We start from the raw sequence: 21,315 nt of genomic DNA on the forward strand, positions 1-21,315 counted from the left end.
AGTTGTAGTGGAAAGATGAAGCACGGGCGCTGTGGCACCTCTGAGGGGGGTGCGGCGGCGCTGGTCCAGGGACAGGGGAAGAGACCGACATGACCTTTAAGCCAACGGAGTATTTGCCGTATGATTTTGCCAATCGGCGCCACATCGGGCCCTCTCCGGCAGAGATGGATGAGATGTTGGGGGCGGTTGGCGCATCCTCATTACAGGCCCTGATGGATGATACGCTGCCGCCGGGGATCCGCATGGAAGGGGCGTTGGATTTCGGCAAGGCCATGTCGGAGCGTGAAGTGTTGGAGCATATGCGCATCACGGCCTCCAAGAACAAGGTGCTGACCTCTCTTATTGGGCAGGGGTATCATGGGACGGTGACGCCGCCCGCGATCCAGCGCAACATTTTGGAGAACCCAGCCTGGTACACGGCCTATACGCCTTATCAGCCGGAGATCAGCCAGGGCCGTTTGGAGGCTTTGCTGAATTTCCAGACCATGGTGTCTGATCTGACCGGGTTGGAGGTGGCCAATGCCTCACTTCTGGATGAGGCGACTGCCTGTGCTGAGGCCATGACCATGGCGCAGCGGGTGGCCAAATCAAAGGCCAAGGGGTTCTTTGTTGATCAAGATTGCCATCCGCAAAACATCGCCGTGATGAAGACGCGGGCGGCCCCTTTGGGGATTGAGGTCATAGTGGGCGATCCCGCGGAGATGGTGGCTGAGGAGGTCTTTGGCGCGATCTTCCAATATCCTGGCACCTATGGGCATGTCCGCGATTTTACGGATCCAATCGCAGCCCTACATGCGGTGAAGGCGATTGGGATTGTCACAGCCGATCCCTTGGCGCTGACACTGTTGAAAGAACCCGGGGCGATGGGGGCAGATATTGCCGTAGGCTCCACCCAGCGGTTTGGTGTGCCTGAGGGATATGGCGGACCACATGCGGCCTATATGGCCTGCAAAGACGCCTACAAACGGTCGATGCCCGGGCGCATTGTGGGCGTGTCGATTGATGCCCATGGCAACCGCGCCTACCGCTTGAGTCTGCAGACGCGTGAACAGCATATCCGGCGCGAAAAGGCGACATCGAATGTCTGCACCGCGCAGGCGCTTTTGGCAGTGATGGCATCCATGTATGCGGTGTTTCATGGGCCCGAAGGGTTGAAGGCCATCGCCCAACGCATTCACCGCAAGACCGCGCGGCTGGCCGAAGGGCTGAAACAGGCGGGCTTTGACGTGCGGCCTGCGGCCTATTTTGACACGATCACGGTTGAGGTCGGCCCGCTGCAAGCGGCGGTGATGAAATCCGCCGTGGAGGAGGGGATCAACCTGCGCAAAGTGGGGGAGAGCCGGGTGGGCATCACGCTTGATGAACGCTCCAAACCCGCGACGATTGAGGCCGTGTGGCGGGCCTTTGGCATTGAGCGTGCTGACAAAGACTACACGCCGCATTACCACATGCCCGAAAAGCTCATCCGCAGGTCGGCCTATCTGACCCATCCGATTTTCCACATGAACCGGGCTGAGACTGAGATGATGCGCTATATGCGCCGCTTGGCGGACCGGGATTTGGCGCTGGACCGGGCGATGATCCCGCTGGGGTCTTGCACGATGAAGCTGAACTCAGCCGCTGAGATGATGCCGGTCAGCTGGCGCGAGTTTTCGTTGATCCACCCCTTCGTGCCCGCAGATCAGGCGGAGGGGTATCGCATTCTGATTGATGATCTGAGTGACAAGCTGTGTGAGATCACCGGATATGACGCGATTTCCATGCAGCCCAATTCCGGCGCGCAGGGAGAATATGCGGGGCTGCTGACCATCGCGGGCTATCATGCTGCGCGCGGGGAAGGGCACCGCAACGTCTGCCTCATCCCGATGTCGGCGCATGGGACCAATCCGGCAAGCGCGCAGATGGTGGGCTGGAAAGTTGTGGTCGTGAAGTCGGCTGAAAATGGCGACATTGATCTGGATGATTTTCGTGCCAAGGCGGAGCAGCATTCAGAAAACCTTGCCGGCTGCATGATCACCTATCCCTCAACCCATGGCGTGTTTGAAGAGATTGTGACCGAAGTGACGGCGATCACCCATGCGCATGGCGGGCAGGTCTATATCGACGGCGCCAATATGAACGCGATGGTGGGGCTGAGCCGTCCGGGCGATCTGGGCGGCGATGTGAGCCACCTGAACCTGCACAAGACCTTCTGCATCCCCCATGGCGGCGGCGGGCCGGGCATGGGGCCAATTGGCGTAAAGGCGCATTTGATCCCGCATTTGCCGGGCCATCCCAATGAGGAAGGCACGGCGGTTTCTGCCGCCCCCTATGGCTCGCCCTCGCTTCTGCCGATCTCTTGGGCCTATTGCTTGATGATGGGCGGTGAGGGGCTGACCCAAGCGACGCGTGTGGCGATCTTGAATGCCAACTACATCGCAAAGCGGCTCGAAGGGGCTTACGACGTGCTCTACAAGGGTCCGTCGGGCCGGGTGGCGCATGAATGCATCATCGACATTCGCCCCTTTGAAGAGACCGCCGGCGTGACCAATGAGGATGTCGCCAAGCGGCTGATCGACTGCGGGTTCCATGCGCCGACGATGTCCTGGCCGGTGGCGGGAACGTTGATGGTGGAACCCACGGAGAGTGAGACCAAAGCGGAGCTGGACCGGTTTTGCGATGCGATGCTAGCGATCCGGGCAGAGATCGAAGACATCGCCCAAGGTCGCATGGACCGGGACAACAACCCGCTTAAGAACGCGCCGCACACGGTGGAGGATCTGGTCACCAATTGGGGCGATCGCCCCTATACCCGCGAGCAGGGGTGTTTCCCGCCAGGTGCCTTCCGGGTGGACAAGTATTGGCCGCCGGTGAACCGGGTGGACAATGTGCACGGCGACCGAAACCTCGTTTGCACCTGCCCGCCGTTGGAGGAATACTTGGAGGCGGCAGAATAACCAATGTGCTGGCTGAGTGATGGGGTAGCGCCTGCGTGGCGCTTGGCCCTACACCTTACGCCACCAAGAACCCCAGCACCTTCTTCAACCTGTTCCAGGTGGCCCGATCAGGGGCCACCAACAGGTGACCAGTATGGCGGCCTGCGTCGTAGGGGCCGCCGTCCAACATCTCAACATGGCATCCTGCCTGTTCACAGATCAGCGCGCCCGCCGCGTGATCCCAGGGGTTCAAACTTTCACTGATCACGAAATCCGCATGGCCTTGCGCCACCATCCGGTACTCATGGGCGGAACAGCGAAAGGTGTTGGTGCTTTTGAAACTGGGCAGCGCGGCGGCAAGTTTCGTGCGCATCTCACCCTGCCACTGGTGCAGCGGAATAAAGCCCGTAAGGTCTTCGATAGCCTTGCCCATTGCGGGCCGCACCGCGCTTTCCGCACCGGAGGCGCGCACCAGACGCGCCTGGGTTTCGTCACTGGCCAGGATCCAGTCATCTGCAACCGGGTCATAGATTACGCCAAAGGCGGGGCGGCCAAACTGGGTGACCGCAAGGATCACGCCAAAGACGGCAATGCCGTGGGCAAAGTTCCAGGTGCCATCCACGGGATCAATGATGAAAGCCACCGGCGCATCGGCGATCTGATCGACGAGGCTGGGATCTTTGGAGGCGGCCTCTTCCCCCACAACAAGCGCTGTGGGGAAGGCAATGTTCAGCGCGCGAGTTATCATCTGTTCCGCGGCGATGTCCGCTTGGGTCACCAGATCTTCTGCGCTGGTCTTTTGCTGGATGTCGCTGATCTCCAGGCGGCGAAAGCGGGGTAAAATCTCGGCCCGGGCGGCGCGGCGCAGGATGTTCACGACGTGCTGTTGTTGCGCCGGGCTTACAGGGCTGGGCAAGGTGGCAGGCAGCGTGTCACTCATCTGGTCAGATCCCTCATTCTCGGGCGCGCAGCACCTGAGCGGGCCGCGCATTCAATGATCTAAGGGCAAAGCCAAGCCCTGCCAAGACGGTCGCGACAATCCCGCCTGCAATAATTGCTAGGGCAGAAGGCCAGATGATCTGATAATCGGTTTCCATCACATAATGGCTAACGGCCCACCCGCCCAAGGCTCCGGCAAAGAGCGCGACAAAGCCAGCGAAAAGGCCCAAAAGGGCGGCACGCAGGATGAAACTGGCCGCGATCTGTCGGCGCGAGGCCCCTAGCGTTTTCAGAACCGCTGCTTCAAAGGTGCGCGCCTCTGCCCCGGCTGCGGCCGCGCCGATCAGCACGATGAACCCGGTCAGCAAAGTCGCAAGCGCCCCATAAGACGTGGCCGCCGCCAGGCTGGCCAGAACGTCAGCCACCCTGTCAATCGCATCTTTGACGCGAATGGCGGTGATATTGGGATATTGGCTGGCCAAATCCCGCAGGATCGCGGCCTCGGCTTCTTCTTCGGCATAAACGGTTGAGATGAACGTGTGCGGCGCACCTGCCAAAGCCGACGGGTTCATCGACAGGATAAACCCGATGCCAGCGGTCGAAAAATCGACCTCTCTGAACGACGCGATGGTGCCGGTGATGTCACGGCCCAGGATGTTGATGGTCATGCTGTCGCCCAGGGCCAGCCCCATCTCTTCGGCCTCTTCCGCGGCAAAGCTGATCAGGGGCGGGCCTGCGTAGGCCTCTGCCCACCATTCGCCCGCGGTGATGATGGTATTCTCACCTGGCGCTGCGGCATAGGTCACGCCGCGATCGCCCTGTAGCACCCAATGATCGCCCGCCGTTTCAGACGCGGGTTTGCCGTTGATCTGGGTGATCACCCCGCGCAGCATGGGCGCACTGTCGACGCGGCTCACAGCGGGGTCTTGTGCCAGACGTTCGGTGTAGCCGGGCATCTGGTCTTTCTGAATATCGACAAAGAAATACGACGGTGCCACATCCGGCAGGTTGCCTGAAATCGCCTGTCGCAGGTTGCCGTCGATCTGTCCGACAGCGGCCAACACAGACAGGCCAAGCCCAAGCGACAAGACAACCGCCCCCGCTCCTTCGCCAGTGCCAGAAATCGCAGCAAGCCCCCAGCGCAAGCGGGGCCGCCCCCGTGCCCGCGTTGCCGCGCGGCGTGCGATGAGGCGGATCAATCCGGCGGCCATCGCCAGGATGATCAACGCCCCGGCGATGCCGCCCAAGGTCCAAAGCGTCAGGAACCATGAGCCGTTAAAGACCCCCGCCAACGTGACCAGCGCCGTGGCCACAAGGGCGACCAGCAGAAGGTATCGTGGCGCGGGCAACCTGCGCCCGCCCGCCCAGGCGTCACGGAACAGGGTCGCGGCGCGGATGTCCTCGCTGCGGGCCAGCGGCCACAGCGTAAAAGCAAGTGCTGTGAGAATGCCATAGATCGCAGCCTCTATCAGCGGCATGGGATAGATCGAAAAGGAGGCGGGCACCGGCAGGCGCGCCTCAATAACCGGCGAGAGGAGCAGTGGCGCAAAGGCCCCAATCGCAAGACCTATGGCAATGCCAAGGAGTGACAGTGCGCCGATCTGGAGAAAGTAGGTTTGAAAGATCGTGGCCCTTGGAGCGCCAAGGGCGCGCAGCGTTGCGATCACTTCGGTTTTGCCGTGCAGATAGGCGCGAACTGCGGCTGACACACCGACACCGCCCACAGCCAGACCCGACAGGCCCACCAGCACCAGGAACGCGCTGAGGCGTTCAACAAATTCCGCCACACCCGGCGCGCCATTGCGGGCATCCGTCCAGCGCATCCCGGCGTTTTCAAAGACGCCGCGCGCGTCGGTTTCAAGTGCGGCAAGGTCCGTGCCGTCAGGCAGATCCAGCCGGTACTTGCTGTTAAAAAGCGTGCCTGCCGCCAACAGGCCCGAACCTTGCAGCGCGTCGCGCCGCATCAAAGTGCGCGGCCCAAGCGCAAACCCACTGGCCGCCCCATCGGGTTCGCGGGCCAATGCAGCGGTGAAGCGATAAGATTTGGTGCCCAGGGTAAAGGTATCCCCCGGTGCCAGGCCCAGACGATCTGACAGCGCCCGTTCCATCACCGCACCGGGCACCCCGTCTTTGTCGGCCAGCGCGTCGCCCAGTGGCATATCAGGCTCTAACTTGACCGAACCCACCAGCGGATAGGCGTCATCCACGCCCTTGATCTGCGTCAGCGCACGGTCTTCACCCACCACGGCCATTGAGCGGAATTCAACAATCTCCGATACCGCCCTGGCACGCGCTTGCATCCACGCGCGCTCATCCGGGGTGGCAAAGCGATAGGTGAAATCCAGCTCAGCATCGCCCCCCAAAAGCGAGGCTCCTTCCCGCGCCAGCCCGGCCTCAATCGCGGCACGCACAGAGCCTACGGCGGCAATTGCGGCCACGCCCAAAGCCAGACAGGCCAGCAACAGGCGGAACCCGCGCAACCCGCCCCGCATTTCGCGGCGGGCAAAGGTGGCGGCCAGCCGCAGGCTCATGCCACCTGCCCATCGGCCAGCGCAATCGCCCGGTCACAGCGGGCGGCCAAGGTCGCATCATGGGTCACCAGCACCAAGGTGGCCCCATAGGCGTCCCGCATGTCAAAAAGCAAATCCATGATCGCGGCACCATTGGTGCTGTCGAGATTGCCAGTAGGTTCATCCGCCAACAGGATCGAAGGCCTTGGCGCACAGGCACGCGCCAGTGCCACGCGCTGTTGTTCGCCCCCCGACATCTGCGCGGGGTAGTGTCCGGTGCGGTGGCCAAGGCCCACGGTCTCCAACGCCTCATGCGCTTGCGAAAACGCATCGCTGATACCCGCCAGCTCCAACGGTGTGGCGACATTTTCCAGCGCTGTCATGGTGGGGATAAGGTGGAAGGATTGAAACACAATGCCCATCCGGCCCAGCCGAAACTTGGCCAGGGCATCCTCACTCATCACGCTGAGGTTTTGGCCCAACGCCTCAACCGTGCCGCCTGTGGCTTGCTCCAACCCGCCCATCACCATCAACAGCGATGACTTGCCTGACCCGGAGGGGCCGGTCAGCGCGATGGTTTCGCCCGCTTGCACATTCAGGGAAATCCCGCGCAGAATATCCACGTCTCCGGCATTGCCCTTAAGCGATAGCATCACATCTGAAAGGTGAAAGACGGTGTCGGACATGGGTGTGCCTTATCGTTGGGTCTGTTTGGGATATGGAGTGGCTGTGAAAATGCGCAAGGCGGCAATTGGGTTTGTTCTGGCTCTGACAGCAGGTGGCGTGCAGGCGCAAGAGGTCGTGATCGCGGCACTTGGCGACAGCTTGACCCAGGGGTTTGGATTGCCGCAGGAGCAGGGATTTGTCCCACAGCTGCAAAACTGGCTTGATGCGCAAGGGGCAGAGGTCAGGCTGATCAACGCGGGTGTTTCGGGCGATACAACGGCGGGCGGGCTGGCCCGTGTGGCCTGGACACTGACGCCCGAAGTGGACGCGATGATTTTGGCGCTGGGCGGAAACGATCTGTTGCGCGGGCTGGATCCGGCACAGGCACGCGGCAACCTTTCAGGCATCCTGGAGGCTGCGGGGGCGGCAGATGTTGACGTGCTTTTGGTGGGCATGCAGGCCCCCGGCAACTATGGACCCGCCTATAAAGAGCAGTTCGATGCCATCTATCCTGAGCTGGCAGAGCAATTTGGCAGCCTTTACCTTGCGTCTTTCTTTGAAGGATTGCGGGAAGGGGACACCCTGCCAGATCCTGCGGCCCTGCAGCCGTATTTCCAGAGTGACGGTATTCACCCCAACGCCGAAGGCGTGGCGCGGATTGTCGAAGGCATGGGGCCGAAGGTCCTCGACCTTGTCACCGCAGCCCGGCAGTAGCCTGTCATGCCCGGACGGCTTTTTCTGACGTGCACAGAGGCAGAGCTGGCCGCCGCCTTGGGCATGCAAGCGCCGGGCCTGAGCGGTACGGAGGTGCGCCGAAACATGGCACCGGGCCAGCAGATAGCGGTGCTGACAGAACAGAAGTTGGTCCAGATGCGCTGGGGCATCATCCCAGTGGGCCGGGTGAATGCGCGGGGGCGGCCTGTGATGGAGACGCTGATCAACGCGCGCTCAGAAACGGTTTTTGACAAATCCGCCTATGAAGGCGTGGGCCGCGCTGTCGTGCCGGTGCATGGATGGTATGAATGGACCGGAGAAAAACGCCGCAAAACAGCCTGGCGCATCCGGGCCCAAGACGCAGGGCTGTTGTATTTCGCGGCGATAACGGACCTGTGGAAAGCGCCGGGTGGTTTGGAAGTACCTCAGGTGGCCACGGTCACCTGCGCGCCCAATGCGGATGTGGCCAAGATCCACCACCGCATGGGTGTTCTTTTGCGGGCTGAGGATCTCAACACCTGGATCGCAGGATCTGAGGCAGAAGCCACGGCGCTGATGCAGCCCTGGCCGGAAGGCCAATTGCACATCGAAGAGGCAAAAGACGTAAATTGGGAGGCCCCGTAGGGTGCGCATTCATGCGCACCGTCCAAGGGTGCCGTCAAACTAACCCCCCCAAAAAAACGAAGCACCCAAGCCACCTCTCAAAACGTAGCCCCCAGCCGAAACCCCATAAAAAAAGGTGCGCAATGAATGCGCACCCTACGGTCTTCAAAAGACGATTGTGGCCGTTAGGCCAGCGCGATGTTGGACGCGCTTTCGCGGCCGTCGCGGCCTGCTTCGATGTCGAATGTCACCTTCTGGTTGTCCGCCAGACCGGTGAGGCCTGCGCGTTCTACTGCAGAAATGTGTACAAACACGTCTTTGCCGCCTTCATCAGGCGCGATAAAGCCGTAGCCTTTTGTGGTGTTGAACCACTTAACTGTTCCAGATGCCATAACCTGGGTCTCCTTATGTGTGCTACCCACGGAATGTGGCAGCTTGGCTCGGACGAAGTCGTGTGATCGTTCCTAAGCCGATAAGGCAGGTCGGGTCGAAAGTCGTTCGCTTTGCACCTTCTAGTAGTCAGAGGAATCATCTTAAGGCAAGGGAATTGCTGTAAATCAGGCCGCTGGGCGAGTCTTTGCGCAGAAAATTTCACGCGTTTGAAGCAATTTTACCGCTGATGAAAGTAATCAGCTGTCAAAAGCCTTTGAAAGCAAAGCCGCCATCAGGGAAAGACGTTCCGCAATCGGTGACTTGGGCTATACCGCCAAAAGGGCGCGGAACATCTTCTCCAGATGCTGTGATGCGCCTTTGTAGGCATCTACATCCGCCCCCATCAGCACGCCAATCTGTGTTTCAAAGTCAGCGTAATGTTGGGTGGTGGCCCAGATGGAAAAGATCAAATGCGAAGGATCGAGGGGCGGCAGGCGTCCTTGATCCACCCAGCCTTGGATGAGCGCGCATTTCTCATCAAAGAGCGGTTTAAGCCCCGCCTCAAGATCCGGGCCAATGCGCGGCGCCCCTTGCAGGATTTCATTGGCAAAAAGCCTGCTTTCCCGTGGAAACGCCTGCGCCATATCAAGTTTACGCTGCACGTAAGACAGGATTTCCTCAACCGGGTCGCCTTGGGGGTTCAGCACCACCAGCGGATCCAGCCAGGTTTCCAACAGCTGGTTGAGCAGGGTGAGGTGAATGTTCTCCTTGCTCTCAAAGTAATAGAGCAGGTTCGGCTTGCTCAGCCCGGCCTCAGCCGCGATTTGGTCCAGCGTGGTCCCGCGATAGCCATGGCGTGAGAACACTTCGAGAGCGGCGTCCAAAATCGCGTGACGGTTGCGTTGCTGGATGCGACTGGGCTTTTTGGATGTGTCGTCGGTCAATTTCAGTCCCTTGGTTGCTGCAAATTCAAGCAGTCCTTGTCGGATGCCCGCACCATCGCCGAAGCAGTTCTTGACAGCCGTTAGTCTAGCCGCAATCGTGCCTTTACCAAATGGTAAAAATTCCGACGATCGCAATCCGCAAGGAGCCCGCACATGCCAGCACCCGGTGAGAACCTCAAGACAAACCCGGACCGTTTGTGGGACAGCCTTATGGAGATGGCCAAGATTGGCCCAGGCGTGGCCGGCGGCAACAACCGCCAGACCCTGACCGATGAGGACGGTGAGGGGCGCAAGCTGTTTCAGCAGTGGTGCGAAGCGGCCGGCTGTACGATAGGGCTGGATCAGATGGGCAACATGTTTGCCCGCCGTGAAGGCACGGACCCGGATGCACTGCCCGTCTATGTGGGCAGCCACCTCGATACCCAGCCCACGGGCGGCAAATACGACGGTGTTCTGGGCGTGCTGGGCGGGCTTGAGATCATCCGCACGCTGAATGATCTGGGCATTCAGACCAAACACCCCATTGTCGTGACAAATTTCACCAATGAAGAAGGCACGCGTTACGCGCCTGCAATGCTGTCCTCGGGTGTTTTTGCAGGCATCCACACCCAGGACTGGGCCTATGACCGGGTGGATGCGGAGGGCAAGAAATTTGGCGATGAGCTGACGCGCATTGGCTGGCGGGGAGATGAGGAAGTGGGCGCGCGCAAGATGCATGCCTTTTTTGAGCTGCACATCGAACAAGGCCCGATTTTAGAGGCGGAAGGCAAAGACATTGGTGTGGTCACCCATGGCCAGGGTCTGAGCTGGACGCAGGTGACGATCACCGGCAAAGATGCGCATACCGGTTCCACCCCGATGCCGATGCGCAAGAATGCAGGCCTGGGCATGGCGCGTATCCTAGACAAGGTTGATGAGATCGCCTGGAGCCACAAGCCCCATGCGGTGGGTGCCGCGGGCCATATCGACGTCTACCCGAACTCACGCAATGTGATCCCCGGCAAGGTGGTATTTACCGTTGATTTCCGCTCACCTGAGTTAAGCGTGATCCAGGACATGGAGGCCCGTCTGCGCGTTGAGGGACAAAAGATTGCAGATGACATGGGGCTTGAGATTGAATTTGAAAAGGTCGGCGGTTTTGATCCGGTGGCCTTTGACGCAGGCTGCGTGACGGCGGTGCGCTCTGCTGCGGAGCGGTTGGGCTATAGTCATATGAACCTGATCTCAGGTGCAGGCCATGATGCTTGTTGGATCAACCGAGTGGCGCCCACAGCCATGGTGATGTGCCCTTGCGTCGATGGTCTGAGCCATAATGAGGCGGAGGAGATCACCAAGGAATGGGCGCGCGCCGGGGCGGATGTGCTGATGCATGCGGTCGTGGAAACGGCCGAGGTCGTCGGGTGACACAAGCGGTTGTGCCGGGCGGCTACCGGTGCGGGGGCTCTGCCCCGTCAGCCAGAGGCTGACTCCCCGGAATTGTAATTGGAAAGATGAAGATGGGAGAGAACGCATGAGCAAGGTGATCAAAGGCGGGCAGGTTTGCACCGCGGACCGGACCTGGAAAGCGGATGTGCTGATCGAGGGCGAAAAGATCGTGCAGATTGGCGAAGACCTGAAGGGCGATGAATATATCGACGCCGAAGGGGCTTATGTGATCCCAGGCGGTATTGATCCGCACACCCATCTTGAGATGCCTTTCATGGGCACCACCGCAGCAGAGACATTTGAGACAGGCACCTGGGCTGCGGCCTGTGGGGGCACCACGATGCTGGTGGATTTCTGTCTGCCCGGCGCAGACGGGTCGATCAAAAACGCGATTGGCGAATGGCACCGCAAATCCGCGCCGCAGATCTGCTCGGACATTGGATACCACATGGCGATCACCGGCTGGGATGAAAATGTCTTTGACGAGATGAAGGACGCCGTGGAGATGGGCGTCAATTCCTTCAAACATTTCATGGCCTATAAGGGGGCCTTGATGATTGAGGACGATGAGATGTTCGCCTCTTTCAAGCGCTGTGCAGAGCTGGGCGCGCTGCCGATGGTGCATGCTGAGAACGGCGATTTGGTGGCCGAGTTGCAGGAGAAGTACTTTAACGAAGGGATCACCGGGCCAGAGGGGCACGCCTATTCGCGCCCGCCTGAGTTGGAGGGCGAGGCGGCAAACCGCGCCATCACGATTGCCGATGCCGCAGGTGTGCCGCTTTATATTGTGCATGTTTCGTGTGAGCAGGCGCATGAGGCCATCCGGCGCGCCCGTCAGAAAGGTATGCGGGTCTACGGTGAGCCTTTGATCCAGTTCCTGACATTGGATGAAACAGAGTATTTCAACAAAGATTGGGACCATGCCGCACGGCGGGTGATGTCGCCGCCGTTCCGGTCCAAGGATCATCAGGATTCTGCTCTGGGCAGGGTTGCAGGCGGGATCCTTGCAGGTGGTGGCCACAGACCACGCGGCCTTTAGCACGGATCAAAAACGTGCAGGTCGGGATGATTTCCGTATTATCCCCAACGGCTCCAACGGGTTGGAAGAACGCATGCCGGTGCTGTGGACCCAAGGGGTTGAGACCGGGCGGTTGACCCCCAATGAGTTTGTTGCCGCAACTTCAACCAATGTGGCGAAGATTTTGAATATCTATCCCCGCAAAGGGGCAATTGTTGAAGGGGCGGATGCGGACATCGTGGTCTGGGACCCTAAGATCACCAAGACGATTTCACCGGCCAACCACCATTCCATTTTGGATTACAACGTGTTTGAGGGGTTCGAGGTGACGGCGAATGCGCGGTACACGCTGAACCGGGGCGATGTGATCTGGGCCCGGGGGCAGAACAGCCAGCCACAGCCGGGGCGGGGCAAGTTCATTCCACGGCCTGCCTTCCCATCAGCGAATGTGGCGCTGTCCAAGTGGAAGGCGTTGACGTCGCCCAAGATGATCAAGCGGGATCCGCTTAATATTCCGGCGGGGATTTGATCGAAGGGTATGGAATTACACAAAGAAAACTCTGTTCTTCGGGTCAGCTTTGCCGGGGGTATTGAGGCGAGCCAAAGAAGAAAACCTAGGTTTACCGCCACGCGAGGCGAGAGCTGATGGCGGTTATCTCTGCGCAATCTCTCAATCTGACGTTTCAGACCAATGATGGCCCGGTGCATGCCCTAAGGGACGTGAACCTGGAGATTGAGGCGGGTGATTTTGTGTCCTTCATCGGGCCATCTGGCTGCGGCAAGACGACATTCTTGCGGGTGATGGCCGATCTGGAGCAGCCCACAGGCGGGCAGGTGACTGTCAATGGCGTCACGCCGGCTGAGGCTCGCAAGGCGCGGGCCTATGGTTATGTGTTTCAGGCAGCGGGGCTTTATCCTTGGCGCACGATCGGGGGCAATATCCGTTTGCCGCTAGAGATCATGGGCGTGCCCAAGGCAGAGCAGGCCGACAGGGTGAAGCGGGTGCTGGAGCTGGTCGATCTGGCGGGCTTTGAGCGCAAGTTTCCCTGGCAGTTGTCAGGCGGGATGCAGCAGCGCGCCAGCATCGCCCGCGCGTTGAGCTTTGATGCGGATATCTTGTTGATGGACGAACCCTTTGGCGCGCTGGATGAGATTGTGCGGGATCACTTGAACGAGCAGCTGTTGCAGCTCTGGGCGCGGACGGGCAAGACCATTGCCTTTGTGACCCATTCGATCCCCGAGGCGGTGTATCTGTCTACCAAGATTGTCGTGATGTCGCCCCGGCCGGGCCGGATCACGGATGTGATCGACAGCCCCTTGCCAAAAGAGCGCCCTTTGGACATCCGCGACACGCCAGCGTTTCTTGAGATTGCCCACCGCGTGCGCGAAGGGCTTCGGGCGGGGCATTCAGATGCGGATTAGAGGCGACAGAGGCTCTGTTGGCCCGCGGGCGCTGTGCCGGGGGAGAGCGGGCTTAAGTTATAGAGGAAAGATGAAGCGGGGGGGCTGCTTATGATCCCGCGGCGCGCGGATGTTGGCGATGCGGGGGCCTGTGCGGGGATCGTGCGGGCCTGGCTGGATGGGTTGGACTGGATGCCTGAGGGCGGGCCAACGCTGGCCGCGCTGACTGAGATGATCGCTAAAGGCATACCGCTGCGGGAATTCTGGGTGATTGGCACGCCGGTGCAGGGATATTTGTCTTTTAAAGAAGATGAGAGCCTGATTGCAGGTCTTTATACCGCGCAGGCTGGCCGGGGGGCAGGCAAGGCCTTGGTGGACCGGGTCAAAGAGGGGCGCAGCTTTGTCCAGCTTTGGACCCATGAGCCCAATGAGGCTGCGCATCGGTTTTACCACCGCGAAGGTTTTGTCACGGTTGAGCGCAAGGCCGAAGGCCGTGGGGACGGCGTGCCGGAGCTGCGCATGGAGTGGCGCGCATGAGATCGGTGGTGCCTGTTTTGACGGTGGTTGCGGCGATCCTTGGCTTCTGGCTGTTGGCTGTGATCCCGATGAACATGCATTTGGTGGCTGATCAGGCGCAGCGCGATGGTTTTGAGGTGGTGCCGGACACGCCCAAGGCGCGGCAAGAGCTGACCGGGCTAAGCCTGGCCTTGCGCAACACGGAAATCATTCCGCTGACCTATAGCTTTGTGCGGCCCCGCCTGCCTGCACCGCAGCAGGTGGCGGTTGAGATGTATGACACCATCATCGACAAAAAGATCACCTCGCGGCGGTCGCTGGTCTATCACGGTTGGGTGACGCTGGCGCCGACGCTGCTGGGCTTTTTCATCGGCACAGGGCTGGGGATTTTGCTGGCGGTGGGGATTGTCTACAGCCGGGTGATGGACCGCTCGGTGATGCCTTGGGCGATTGTCAGCCAGACGATCCCGATTTTGGCGCTGGCCCCGATGATCATCGTGGTGTTGGGGTCGATGGGGGTTCAGGGGCTGTTTCCCAAATCGCTGATTGCCGCCTATTTGTCGTTCTTTCCCGTGGTTGTGGGCATGGTCAAAGGGTTGCGCAGCCCGGATGCGATGCAGTTGGATTTGCTGCGCACCTATAATGCGTCTGGTAGCCAAGGGTTCTGGGCGCTGCGCCTGCCGGCCTCAACCCCGTATCTTTTTGCCTCTCTCAAGATCGGGATATCGGCGTCATTGGTGGGCACCATCGTGGCTGAATTGCCCACAGGGGCCAAGGCGGGCTTTGGCGCGCGCATGTTGGTCGGTGATCAATACGGCCAACCGCTGGTGTCTTGGGCGGCCTTGTTTGCCGCGGCGCTGACGGCTGCCGCTTTGGTAGGCCTTTTCAGCATGATGGAGCGGGTCACGCTGAAACGGATGGGGATGCAGGCGGCATGACACTGGGCATTGTGGCACTTTTGATCTGGGGTCTGGGATGGTGGCTGAACGTGCGCCTGGCCAATGGCGCAGCGGCTGAGACCACTGCCGTTAAGATCGCCGTGCCCGCAATCTTCGGCATCACCATCGTGTTGATCTGGGAGCTGTTGGTGCGTGGGTTTGAGATAAACCCCGTGATCCTGCCAGCCCCATCCGCCATTTTTGAGCGTCTGATCGTGGAAGGCCCGCGGCTTTGGGCGGATTTTGAACAAACGATCATCAAGGGCGCGCTTTCGGGATATATCATAGGCGGGGTTGCCGCTTTTGGAGTGGCGATCCTGGCGGACCGTTCCCCTTTCCTGACCCGGGGCATTTTGCCCGTTGGTAGCTTTATGGCCGCGCTGCCTATCGTTGGCACCGCGCCGATCTTTGTGCGCTGGCTGGGCAGTGATTGGCACAGCAAAGCGGCGGTTGTGGCTGTCATGGTGTTTTTCCCGATCCTGGTGAACACGGTTGCGGGGCTGCGGGATACCACCGCGATGCAGCGCGATTTGATGCGCACCTATGGGGCGGGCTATTGGCCGACGCTGATTAAGCTGCGCTTGCCTGCGGCGATGCCTTTCATCTTCAACGGATTGAAGATTGGCACCACCCTGGCATTGATCGGCGCGATTGTTGCTGAATTTTTCGGCTCTCCCACGGTGGGCATGGGCTTTCGCATCTCGACAAGCTTCGGTCAGCTTGCGCTTGATATGGTCTGGGCAGAGATTGTGATCGCGGCGCTGGCGGGCAGCGCATTCTACGGGCTGATGGTCCTGTTAGAGAAACGGATGACCTTTTGGCATCCGTCACAGAGATAACCAAGACCCCGTTTGGGGCATCATAAAAACCAACCTGGAGGGTATGACATGATGAAGAAAACACTGATGGCGGCGGCTTTGGCCACGGGAATGGTGGGGGCACCTGCCTTTGCGGATGGCCACGCCAATTCCGTGACACTGCAGCTGCAATGGGTCACGCAAGCCCAGTTTGCGGGCTACTACGTGGCCCTTGATAAGGGGTTTTACGAAGAGGAAGGTCTGGACGTGACCGTCTTGGCCGGTGGCCCTGACATCGCACCGCCGCAGGTGCTGGCAGGCGGCGGGGCGGATGCCATGCTGAACTGGATGCCTTCGGCCCTGGCCGCGCGCGAAAAAGGTCTGCCTGTGGTCAACATCGCGCAACCGTTCAAATCCTCCGGTCTGATGCTGACCTGCTGGAAGGACACCGGGATCACCGGTCCACAAGATTTCAAGGGTAAGACCATCGGTGTCTGGTTCTTTGGGAACGAATACCCATTCCTGAGCTGGATGAGCCAGGAAGGCATCTCAACCGATGGCGGTGAGGATGGTGTCACGGTTCTCAAGCAGGGCTTTAACGTGGACCCGCTGCTTAACCGCGAAGCCGACTGTATCTCAACCATGACCTACAACGAATATGGCCAGGTGCTGGATGCGGGCGTGTCTGAGGATGAACTGGTGACGTTCAAATACGAAGACATGGGTGTGGCCACCCTAGAGGACGGCATCTATGTGCTGGAAGAAAACCTGGCCGATCCGGTGTTTGAGGATAAAATGGTTCGCTTTGTCCGCGCCTCCATGAAGGGGTGGAAATATGCAGAAGCCAACCCTGGTGAGGCTGCAGGCATCGTGCTGGATTATGATGAAACCGGTGCCCAGACTGAGGCGCATCAGGTGCGTATGATGGGTGAGATCGCCAAACTGACCGCTGGCTCTGACGGGTCACTGGTTGAGGCGGATTTCCAGCGCACGGTTGATACGCTGCTGGCGGGTGGCTCTGATCCGGTGATCACGGCGCAGCCCGAAGGGGCCTGGACCCATGCGATCACGGACAAGGCGCTGAACTAAGCCTTTTGGAGTGACAGGATGGGCCGGTGCATATGCGCCGGCCTATTTCTTTGGCACGCCGGGCATTTTTGCCTGCGTATTTGAGCAAGAAGGGGCCGCAGGCATGACGGATACTCCAAGCGATGTGGTGAAGCGGTTTTGGCAGGTCATGGGCAGCAATGACTTTGACGCCGCAAGTCTGCTGCTGACAGAGGACTTTGAATACTACATGCCGCAAAGCCGTGAGTATCTGACCGGGCGCAAGAACTTTGCCGGATTGAACGCGACATATCCTGCGCAGGGGGCGTGGCGGTTTGATCTGCGCAGGCTCGTCGCGGATGGCGCGCAAGTGGTCAGCGAAGTGGGCGTGACCGATGGTGCGATGCAGGCCACAGCGGTGACGTTTCACACGGTCCGTGATCAGTTGATCTGGCGGCAGGTGGAGTATTGGCCCGATCCGTATCCGGCCCCTGCAAACCGCGCCCAATGGGTCAGCCTGGTGGATACCGCACCCTTTTGATCCAACAAAAAAGGCCGGCCGTGGTTGGCTGGCCTTGGGTTTCGTCTGTGCGAGGGATCACAAAACGGTAACGACCGTCCCCACAGGCACCCGGTTATACAGATCAATCACATGTTCATTGATCATGCGGATGCACCCGTTTGAAACGGAGCGCCCGATGGTGTTGGGCTGCGTTGTGCCATGGATGCGGAAATAGGTGTCGACGCCGTTCTGGAAAAGGTAAAGCGCGCGCGCACCAAGGGGGTTGCCGGGCCCGCCAGGCTGGGCTTCGGTGTTGCCAATGAAGCGTTCATAAAGATGCGGATCGCGCTCAATCATCTCGTCGGTTGGCCGCCAGGTGGGCCATTCTTTCTTTACCGCGATGGTCGCCGTGCCGGTAAACTCAAGCCCAGCCTTGCCCACGCCGACGCCGTAGCGCATCGCTTTGCCAGGGGCCGTCACAAAATAAAGATAGTGGCTGCGGGGCAGCACCAGCAGCTGGCCCGGCTGATACTGGCGCTTGATTGAAACAAGCTGCGGTGCCGGATCAAAGGCAGCGGTGGAGGCAGAAAGAACTTGGGGCAGGGCAGCAGCGGCAGCTGTGCTGGCCAGAAACGTACGGCGATCCATGGGAGGCTCCATAATCAAAACTAAGCAGATGCCCCATTTTTGCAAAGTACCGCGCACGATCAACCCCACGGACAGAGAAACTCTGCCGATGTGGCCGTGATGCAGTCACATTTCTGTGTAACCTTGGAACGCGTCCAAGGGGGCTGTGCCGGGGCGGATGTGCAAAGCCGCCATAGAATCAACGCCACTGCCAGCCTCAGGCTTTGCAGTATGATACCCAAACCGTACGGCACCGGGCCGAAAAAACGCAGAGAATGAGGCAGCGGGCAAAGCACCATCCGCCCACCTGCACATTCCCGCCCAAGTTGAGATCAAAACCTGCCGATTCTCAAAAATGTCCTGAATTGGACACAATCATGCCCGGAATGCGGAGGCTCCCTGAGTGTCATAAGCCACCGGCAACATAAGGGCAGAAGCCCACCACGATACACTGAGAGGAAATGAAAATGCGTATTCTGGCTGTTGATGACGACCCCATTATCCTGGACCTGCTGAAAGGCGCGCTTCCTGCCGCGCACGGGTATGATCTGGTGTGCTGCGCTTCTGCTGAAGAAGCTCTGGACACGCTTGAAGACGGGCTGCAGGGATTTGAGTGTTTCTTGCTCGACATCATGCTGCCCGGCATTGATGGGATAGAACTTTGCGAAAACCTGCGCGGCTTGGACACCTACCGCGCCACACCGATCATCATGATCACGGCAAGCAAGGAACCGGGCCTGATGGGCCGCGCGTTCCACGCAGGGGCCACCGATTTCGTGACCAAGCCACTTGATGGCATGGAGTTGGGCGCCCGGATCAATACGGCAAGCATGCTCAACAACAGCCTGCTGCGCGAACGCGAGGCGCAGCATTCGCTGGAAGAGATGACCGCCAAGCTGAAACTTCGGTTTGAGGAATCAATTGAGCTGGACGTGAACGGTGTGACGGATCTGATCACGTTGGAAAACGACCTGCTGCGCATGCACGACGGGCTTTATGCCATGACGCTCTTCGCGGTGGACGTGATCGGGATGGAAGAAACCTACCGCGAGACATCGGCCCGCGCCTTCCGGTGTCAGCTGGAACAGGTGGGCAAAGTGCTGCGCACAGAGCTTGGCGGTGCCCCGTGGAAGCTGGCCTACACCGGCGGCGGACGGTTCGCCGCGGTCACCATGAGCCGCAAGCGCCCCAATTTTGAGGTGATGCGTGCCCAGATGCAGGCCACGCTGGCGCTCGATTGGGATGTGTCGGGCAGCGAAGAAAAGGCCGTGCCTGAGCTGATGATCACACCGCTGTCGGATCAACGCCTATGGTCCGGCAGGTCCGCCAGCGACTTCCTGCGTGGCGCGCTTGAGGATGTGAAGGTGCCCGCAGTGATCATGGCAGAGGCCGTGGTCGAAGATCTTGAGGTCATGACGTCTGAGAAACAGGCCAGTGTGACCAAACTGGTCCGCCAGGACGATGAGGTGTCTTTGGAAGAGTTGGTGAACACTTACGCGATCGCGGCGGAGTAGGCCGCAGCGTAGGATCGGAAAAAGAAGGGGGAGCAGTGATGCTCCCCCTTTTGGCATATTCCTGAGATGGCGGATTTACCGCACAAACTTCTTATGCTTCAAGCGCTTAGGCTCCAACGCATCCGCACCCAGACGGCGTTTTTTGTCTTCTTCGTAGTCTTCAAAGTTGCCCTCAAACCATTCCACATGCGCCTCCCCTTCGAAGGCGAGGATATGTGTGCAGATCCGGTCGAGGAAGAAACGGTCGTGGCTGATCACCACCGCGCAACCTGCGAAATCTACCAGCGCGTCTTCGAGCGCGCGCAGGGTTTCCACGTCCAAATCGTTGGTCGGTTCGTCAAGCAGCAGGACATTCCCGCCCTCTTTGAGCAGCCGCGCCATGTGCACGCGGTTGCGTTCACCCCCCGACAGCAGGCCAACCTTCTTTTGCTGATCCCCGCCTTTGAAGTTGAAAGAGGAACAATAGGCGCGTGAGTTAACCTCCGCATCGCCCAGCTGGATCAGCTCCGCCCCGCCAGAGACTGCTTCCCAGACGGTGTCATCGGCGTTGAGGTCATCGCGGGACTGATCGACATAAGAAAGATCGACCGTATCGCCGTATTCAATGCTGCCTGCATCAGGTTTTTCCTGCCCTGTCAGCATCTTAAAGAGTGTGGATTTACCCGCACCGTTGGGCCCGATCACGCCGACGATGCCACCGGGCGGCAGGCTAAAGTCCAGCCCTTCGACCAAAAGCTTGTCGCCCATCGCTTTGGACAAGCCTTCGACCTCAATCACCTTGTTGCCCAGGCGCGGGCCATTGGGGATGACGATTTGCGCGCGGGTCAGCTTTTCGCGCTCAGACTGTTCGGCCATTTCGTTATAGGCGTTGATCCGCGCCTTAGATTTCGCCTGACGGGCCTTGGCCCCTGGCGCATCCATTCCAATTCGCGCTCCAGCGTTTTTTGCTTGGATTTGTCTTCGCGGGCCTCTTGCTCCAGCCGTTTGGCCTTTTGCTCCAGCCAGTCGGAATAATTGCCCTCGTAGGGCATGCCTTTGCCGCGGTCCAATTCCAGGATCCAGCCGGTGATGTCATCCAGGAAGTAACGGTCGTGGGTGACGATCAGGATGGTGCCTTTGTAATCAATCAGGTGCTGCTGCAACCATGCGATGGTCTCAGCGTCCAGGTGGTTGGTCGGTTCGTCCAACAGCAGCATGTCAGGCGCTTCAAGCAGCAGCTTGCACAGGGCGACGCGACGCGCTTCACCACCAGAGAGTGACGCGACATCCGCGTCATCGGGTGGGCAGCGCAGCGCCTCCATCGACACGTCGATCTGGCTGTCGAGATCCCAAAGGTTCTGCGCATCAATGTCGTCTTGCAGCTTGGCCATTTCATCGGCGGTCTCATCTGAGTAGTTCATCGCCAATTCGTTATAGCGGTCCAGGATCGCCTTTTTCTCGGCCACGCCCAGCATGACGTTTTCACGCACGCTCAGGTTCGGGTCCAGCTGTGGCTCCTGCGGCAGGTAGCCGACTTTTGCCCCTTCGGCGGCCCAAGCCTCGCCACTGAAATCCTTGTCCAGCCCGGCCATGATTTTCAGCAGCGTCGATTTACCCGCGCCGTTCACCCCGACAACACCGATCTTCACGCCTGGCAAGAAGTTCAGGTGGATGTTCTCAAAGGTCTTTTTGCCCCCGGGATAGGTCTTGGACACACCGGACATGTGATAGACAAATTGATAGGCGGCCATGGCGTTTTCCTGTCTGATGAAAAGCGGTTGGCCCCCGCAATATCGCGGGTGCAGGCCAAGATCAACGCAGCAAAGCGGATTGACAAAATGCGGCTTTGCCCGTCCTGTCTGCGCCGCAAGGCAGGCAAGGGGCAAAC

17 protein-coding genes and 2 pseudogenes are annotated in these 21,315 nt (G+C 59.7%); 12 read left to right on the forward strand and 7 right to left on the reverse strand.

Going from position 1 to position 21,315, the window contains the following annotated elements:
- The first annotated feature begins 89 nt into the window (after positions 1–89).
- On the forward strand, positions 90–2,936 hold the full coding sequence (gcvP, locus tag ACZ1HM_RS03485) for an aminomethyl-transferring glycine dehydrogenase (RefSeq protein ID WP_472741210.1): 2,847 nt from the start codon (positions 90–92) through the stop codon (positions 2,934–2,936).
- Between the two features lie 55 nt (positions 2,937–2,991).
- Here the strand turns inward: gcvP and ACZ1HM_RS03490 are convergent, their stop codons facing one another.
- From ACZ1HM_RS03490 to ACZ1HM_RS03500, 3 genes are read right to left on the reverse strand one after another with little or no spacing between them, the layout of a single operon-like run.
- Positions 2,992–3,855 (reverse strand): inositol monophosphatase family protein, encoded by an 864-nt coding sequence (locus ACZ1HM_RS03490; protein WP_472741211.1) that lies wholly within the window; start codon positions 3,853–3,855, stop codon positions 2,992–2,994.
- A 13-nt stretch (positions 3,856–3,868) separates the two neighbouring features.
- Positions 3,869–6,385, reverse strand: a complete 2,517-nt coding sequence (locus ACZ1HM_RS03495; protein ID WP_472741212.1) for an ABC transporter permease — start codon at positions 6,383–6,385, stop codon at positions 3,869–3,871.
- A complete protein-coding gene (locus ACZ1HM_RS03500) occupies positions 6,382–7,050 on the reverse strand; it encodes an ABC transporter ATP-binding protein (protein WP_472741213.1) in 669 nt (222 codons plus the stop codon). Before ACZ1HM_RS03500 ends, ACZ1HM_RS03495 begins: the two co-directional genes overlap by 4 nt.
- A gap of 49 nt (positions 7,051–7,099) precedes the next feature.
- Here ACZ1HM_RS03500 and ACZ1HM_RS03505 point away from each other — a divergent pair, with 49 nt between their 5' ends.
- Both ACZ1HM_RS03505 and ACZ1HM_RS03510 read left to right on the forward strand, forming a co-directional pair.
- Entirely contained in the window at positions 7,100–7,744 is a 645-nt protein-coding gene (locus ACZ1HM_RS03505) for an arylesterase (RefSeq protein WP_472744558.1), read from the forward strand.
- A gap of 6 nt (positions 7,745–7,750) precedes the next feature.
- Entirely contained in the window at positions 7,751–8,368 is a 618-nt protein-coding gene (locus ACZ1HM_RS03510; protein WP_472741214.1) for an SOS response-associated peptidase, read from the forward strand.
- A gap of 164 nt (positions 8,369–8,532) precedes the next feature.
- Here the strand turns inward: ACZ1HM_RS03510 and ACZ1HM_RS03515 are convergent, their stop codons facing one another.
- Positions 8,533–8,739 (reverse strand): cold-shock protein, encoded by a 207-nt coding sequence (locus ACZ1HM_RS03515; RefSeq protein ID WP_472741215.1) that lies wholly within the window; start codon positions 8,737–8,739, stop codon positions 8,533–8,535.
- A gap of 306 nt (positions 8,740–9,045) precedes the next feature.
- On the reverse strand, positions 9,046–9,663 hold the full coding sequence (locus ACZ1HM_RS03520; RefSeq protein ID WP_472741216.1) for a TetR family transcriptional regulator C-terminal domain-containing protein: 618 nt from the start codon (positions 9,661–9,663) through the stop codon (positions 9,046–9,048).
- A 153-nt stretch (positions 9,664–9,816) separates the two neighbouring features.
- Between ACZ1HM_RS03520 and ACZ1HM_RS03525 the strand changes: the two genes are divergently transcribed.
- The 8 genes and pseudogenes from ACZ1HM_RS03525 to ACZ1HM_RS03560 all read left to right on the forward strand — a co-directional run bounded on the left by ACZ1HM_RS03525 (position 9,817) and on the right by ACZ1HM_RS03560 (position 17,346).
- A complete protein-coding gene (locus ACZ1HM_RS03525) occupies positions 9,817–11,067 on the forward strand; it encodes a Zn-dependent hydrolase (RefSeq protein WP_472741217.1) in 1,251 nt (416 codons plus the stop codon).
- Between the two features lie 106 nt (positions 11,068–11,173).
- Positions 11,174–12,635: pseudogene (hydA, locus tag ACZ1HM_RS03530) on the forward strand (dihydropyrimidinase).
- Positions 12,636–12,751: 116 nt separating this feature from the next.
- Positions 12,752–13,528, forward strand: coding sequence for an ABC transporter ATP-binding protein (locus ACZ1HM_RS03535; protein ID WP_472741218.1), 777 nt, complete (start codon positions 12,752–12,754; stop codon positions 13,526–13,528).
- A gap of 90 nt (positions 13,529–13,618) precedes the next feature.
- Positions 13,619–14,044 carry a GNAT family N-acetyltransferase gene (locus tag ACZ1HM_RS03540; protein ID WP_472741219.1) on the forward strand — a complete coding sequence of 142 codons (426 nt, stop codon included), beginning with the start codon at positions 13,619–13,621 and terminating at the stop codon, positions 14,042–14,044.
- On the forward strand, positions 14,041–14,961 hold the full coding sequence (locus ACZ1HM_RS03545; protein WP_472741220.1) for an ABC transporter permease: 921 nt from the start codon (positions 14,041–14,043) through the stop codon (positions 14,959–14,961). Before ACZ1HM_RS03540 ends, ACZ1HM_RS03545 begins: the two co-directional genes overlap by 4 nt.
- Positions 14,958–15,800 carry an ABC transporter permease gene (locus ACZ1HM_RS03550; RefSeq protein WP_472741221.1) on the forward strand — a complete coding sequence of 281 codons (843 nt, stop codon included), beginning with the start codon at positions 14,958–14,960 and terminating at the stop codon, positions 15,798–15,800. The genes ACZ1HM_RS03545 and ACZ1HM_RS03550 overlap by 4 nt, the downstream gene beginning before the upstream one ends.
- A gap of 51 nt (positions 15,801–15,851) precedes the next feature.
- Positions 15,852–16,847, forward strand: coding sequence for an ABC transporter substrate-binding protein (locus ACZ1HM_RS03555; protein WP_472744559.1), 996 nt, complete (start codon positions 15,852–15,854; stop codon positions 16,845–16,847).
- 10 nt (positions 16,848–16,857) lie between these two features.
- Entirely contained in the window at positions 16,858–17,346 is a 489-nt protein-coding gene (locus tag ACZ1HM_RS03560) for a nuclear transport factor 2 family protein (protein WP_472741222.1), read from the forward strand.
- 57 nt (positions 17,347–17,403) lie between these two features.
- Here ACZ1HM_RS03560 and ACZ1HM_RS03565 read toward each other — a convergent pair whose 3' ends face one another.
- Positions 17,404–17,955, reverse strand: coding sequence for a L,D-transpeptidase (locus tag ACZ1HM_RS03565; protein WP_472741223.1), 552 nt, complete (start codon positions 17,953–17,955; stop codon positions 17,404–17,406).
- A gap of 446 nt (positions 17,956–18,401) precedes the next feature.
- Here ACZ1HM_RS03565 and ACZ1HM_RS03570 point away from each other — a divergent pair, with 446 nt between their 5' ends.
- On the forward strand, positions 18,402–19,448 hold the full coding sequence (locus ACZ1HM_RS03570) for a response regulator (protein WP_472741224.1): 1,047 nt from the start codon (positions 18,402–18,404) through the stop codon (positions 19,446–19,448).
- A 75-nt stretch (positions 19,449–19,523) separates the two neighbouring features.
- Here ACZ1HM_RS03570 and ettA read toward each other — a convergent pair.
- Positions 19,524–21,178: pseudogene (gene ettA, locus ACZ1HM_RS03575) on the reverse strand (energy-dependent translational throttle protein EttA).
- Between the last annotated feature and the right edge of the window lie 137 nt (positions 21,179–21,315).

The organism is Sulfitobacter sp. GN1-4 (assembly GCF_055693825.1).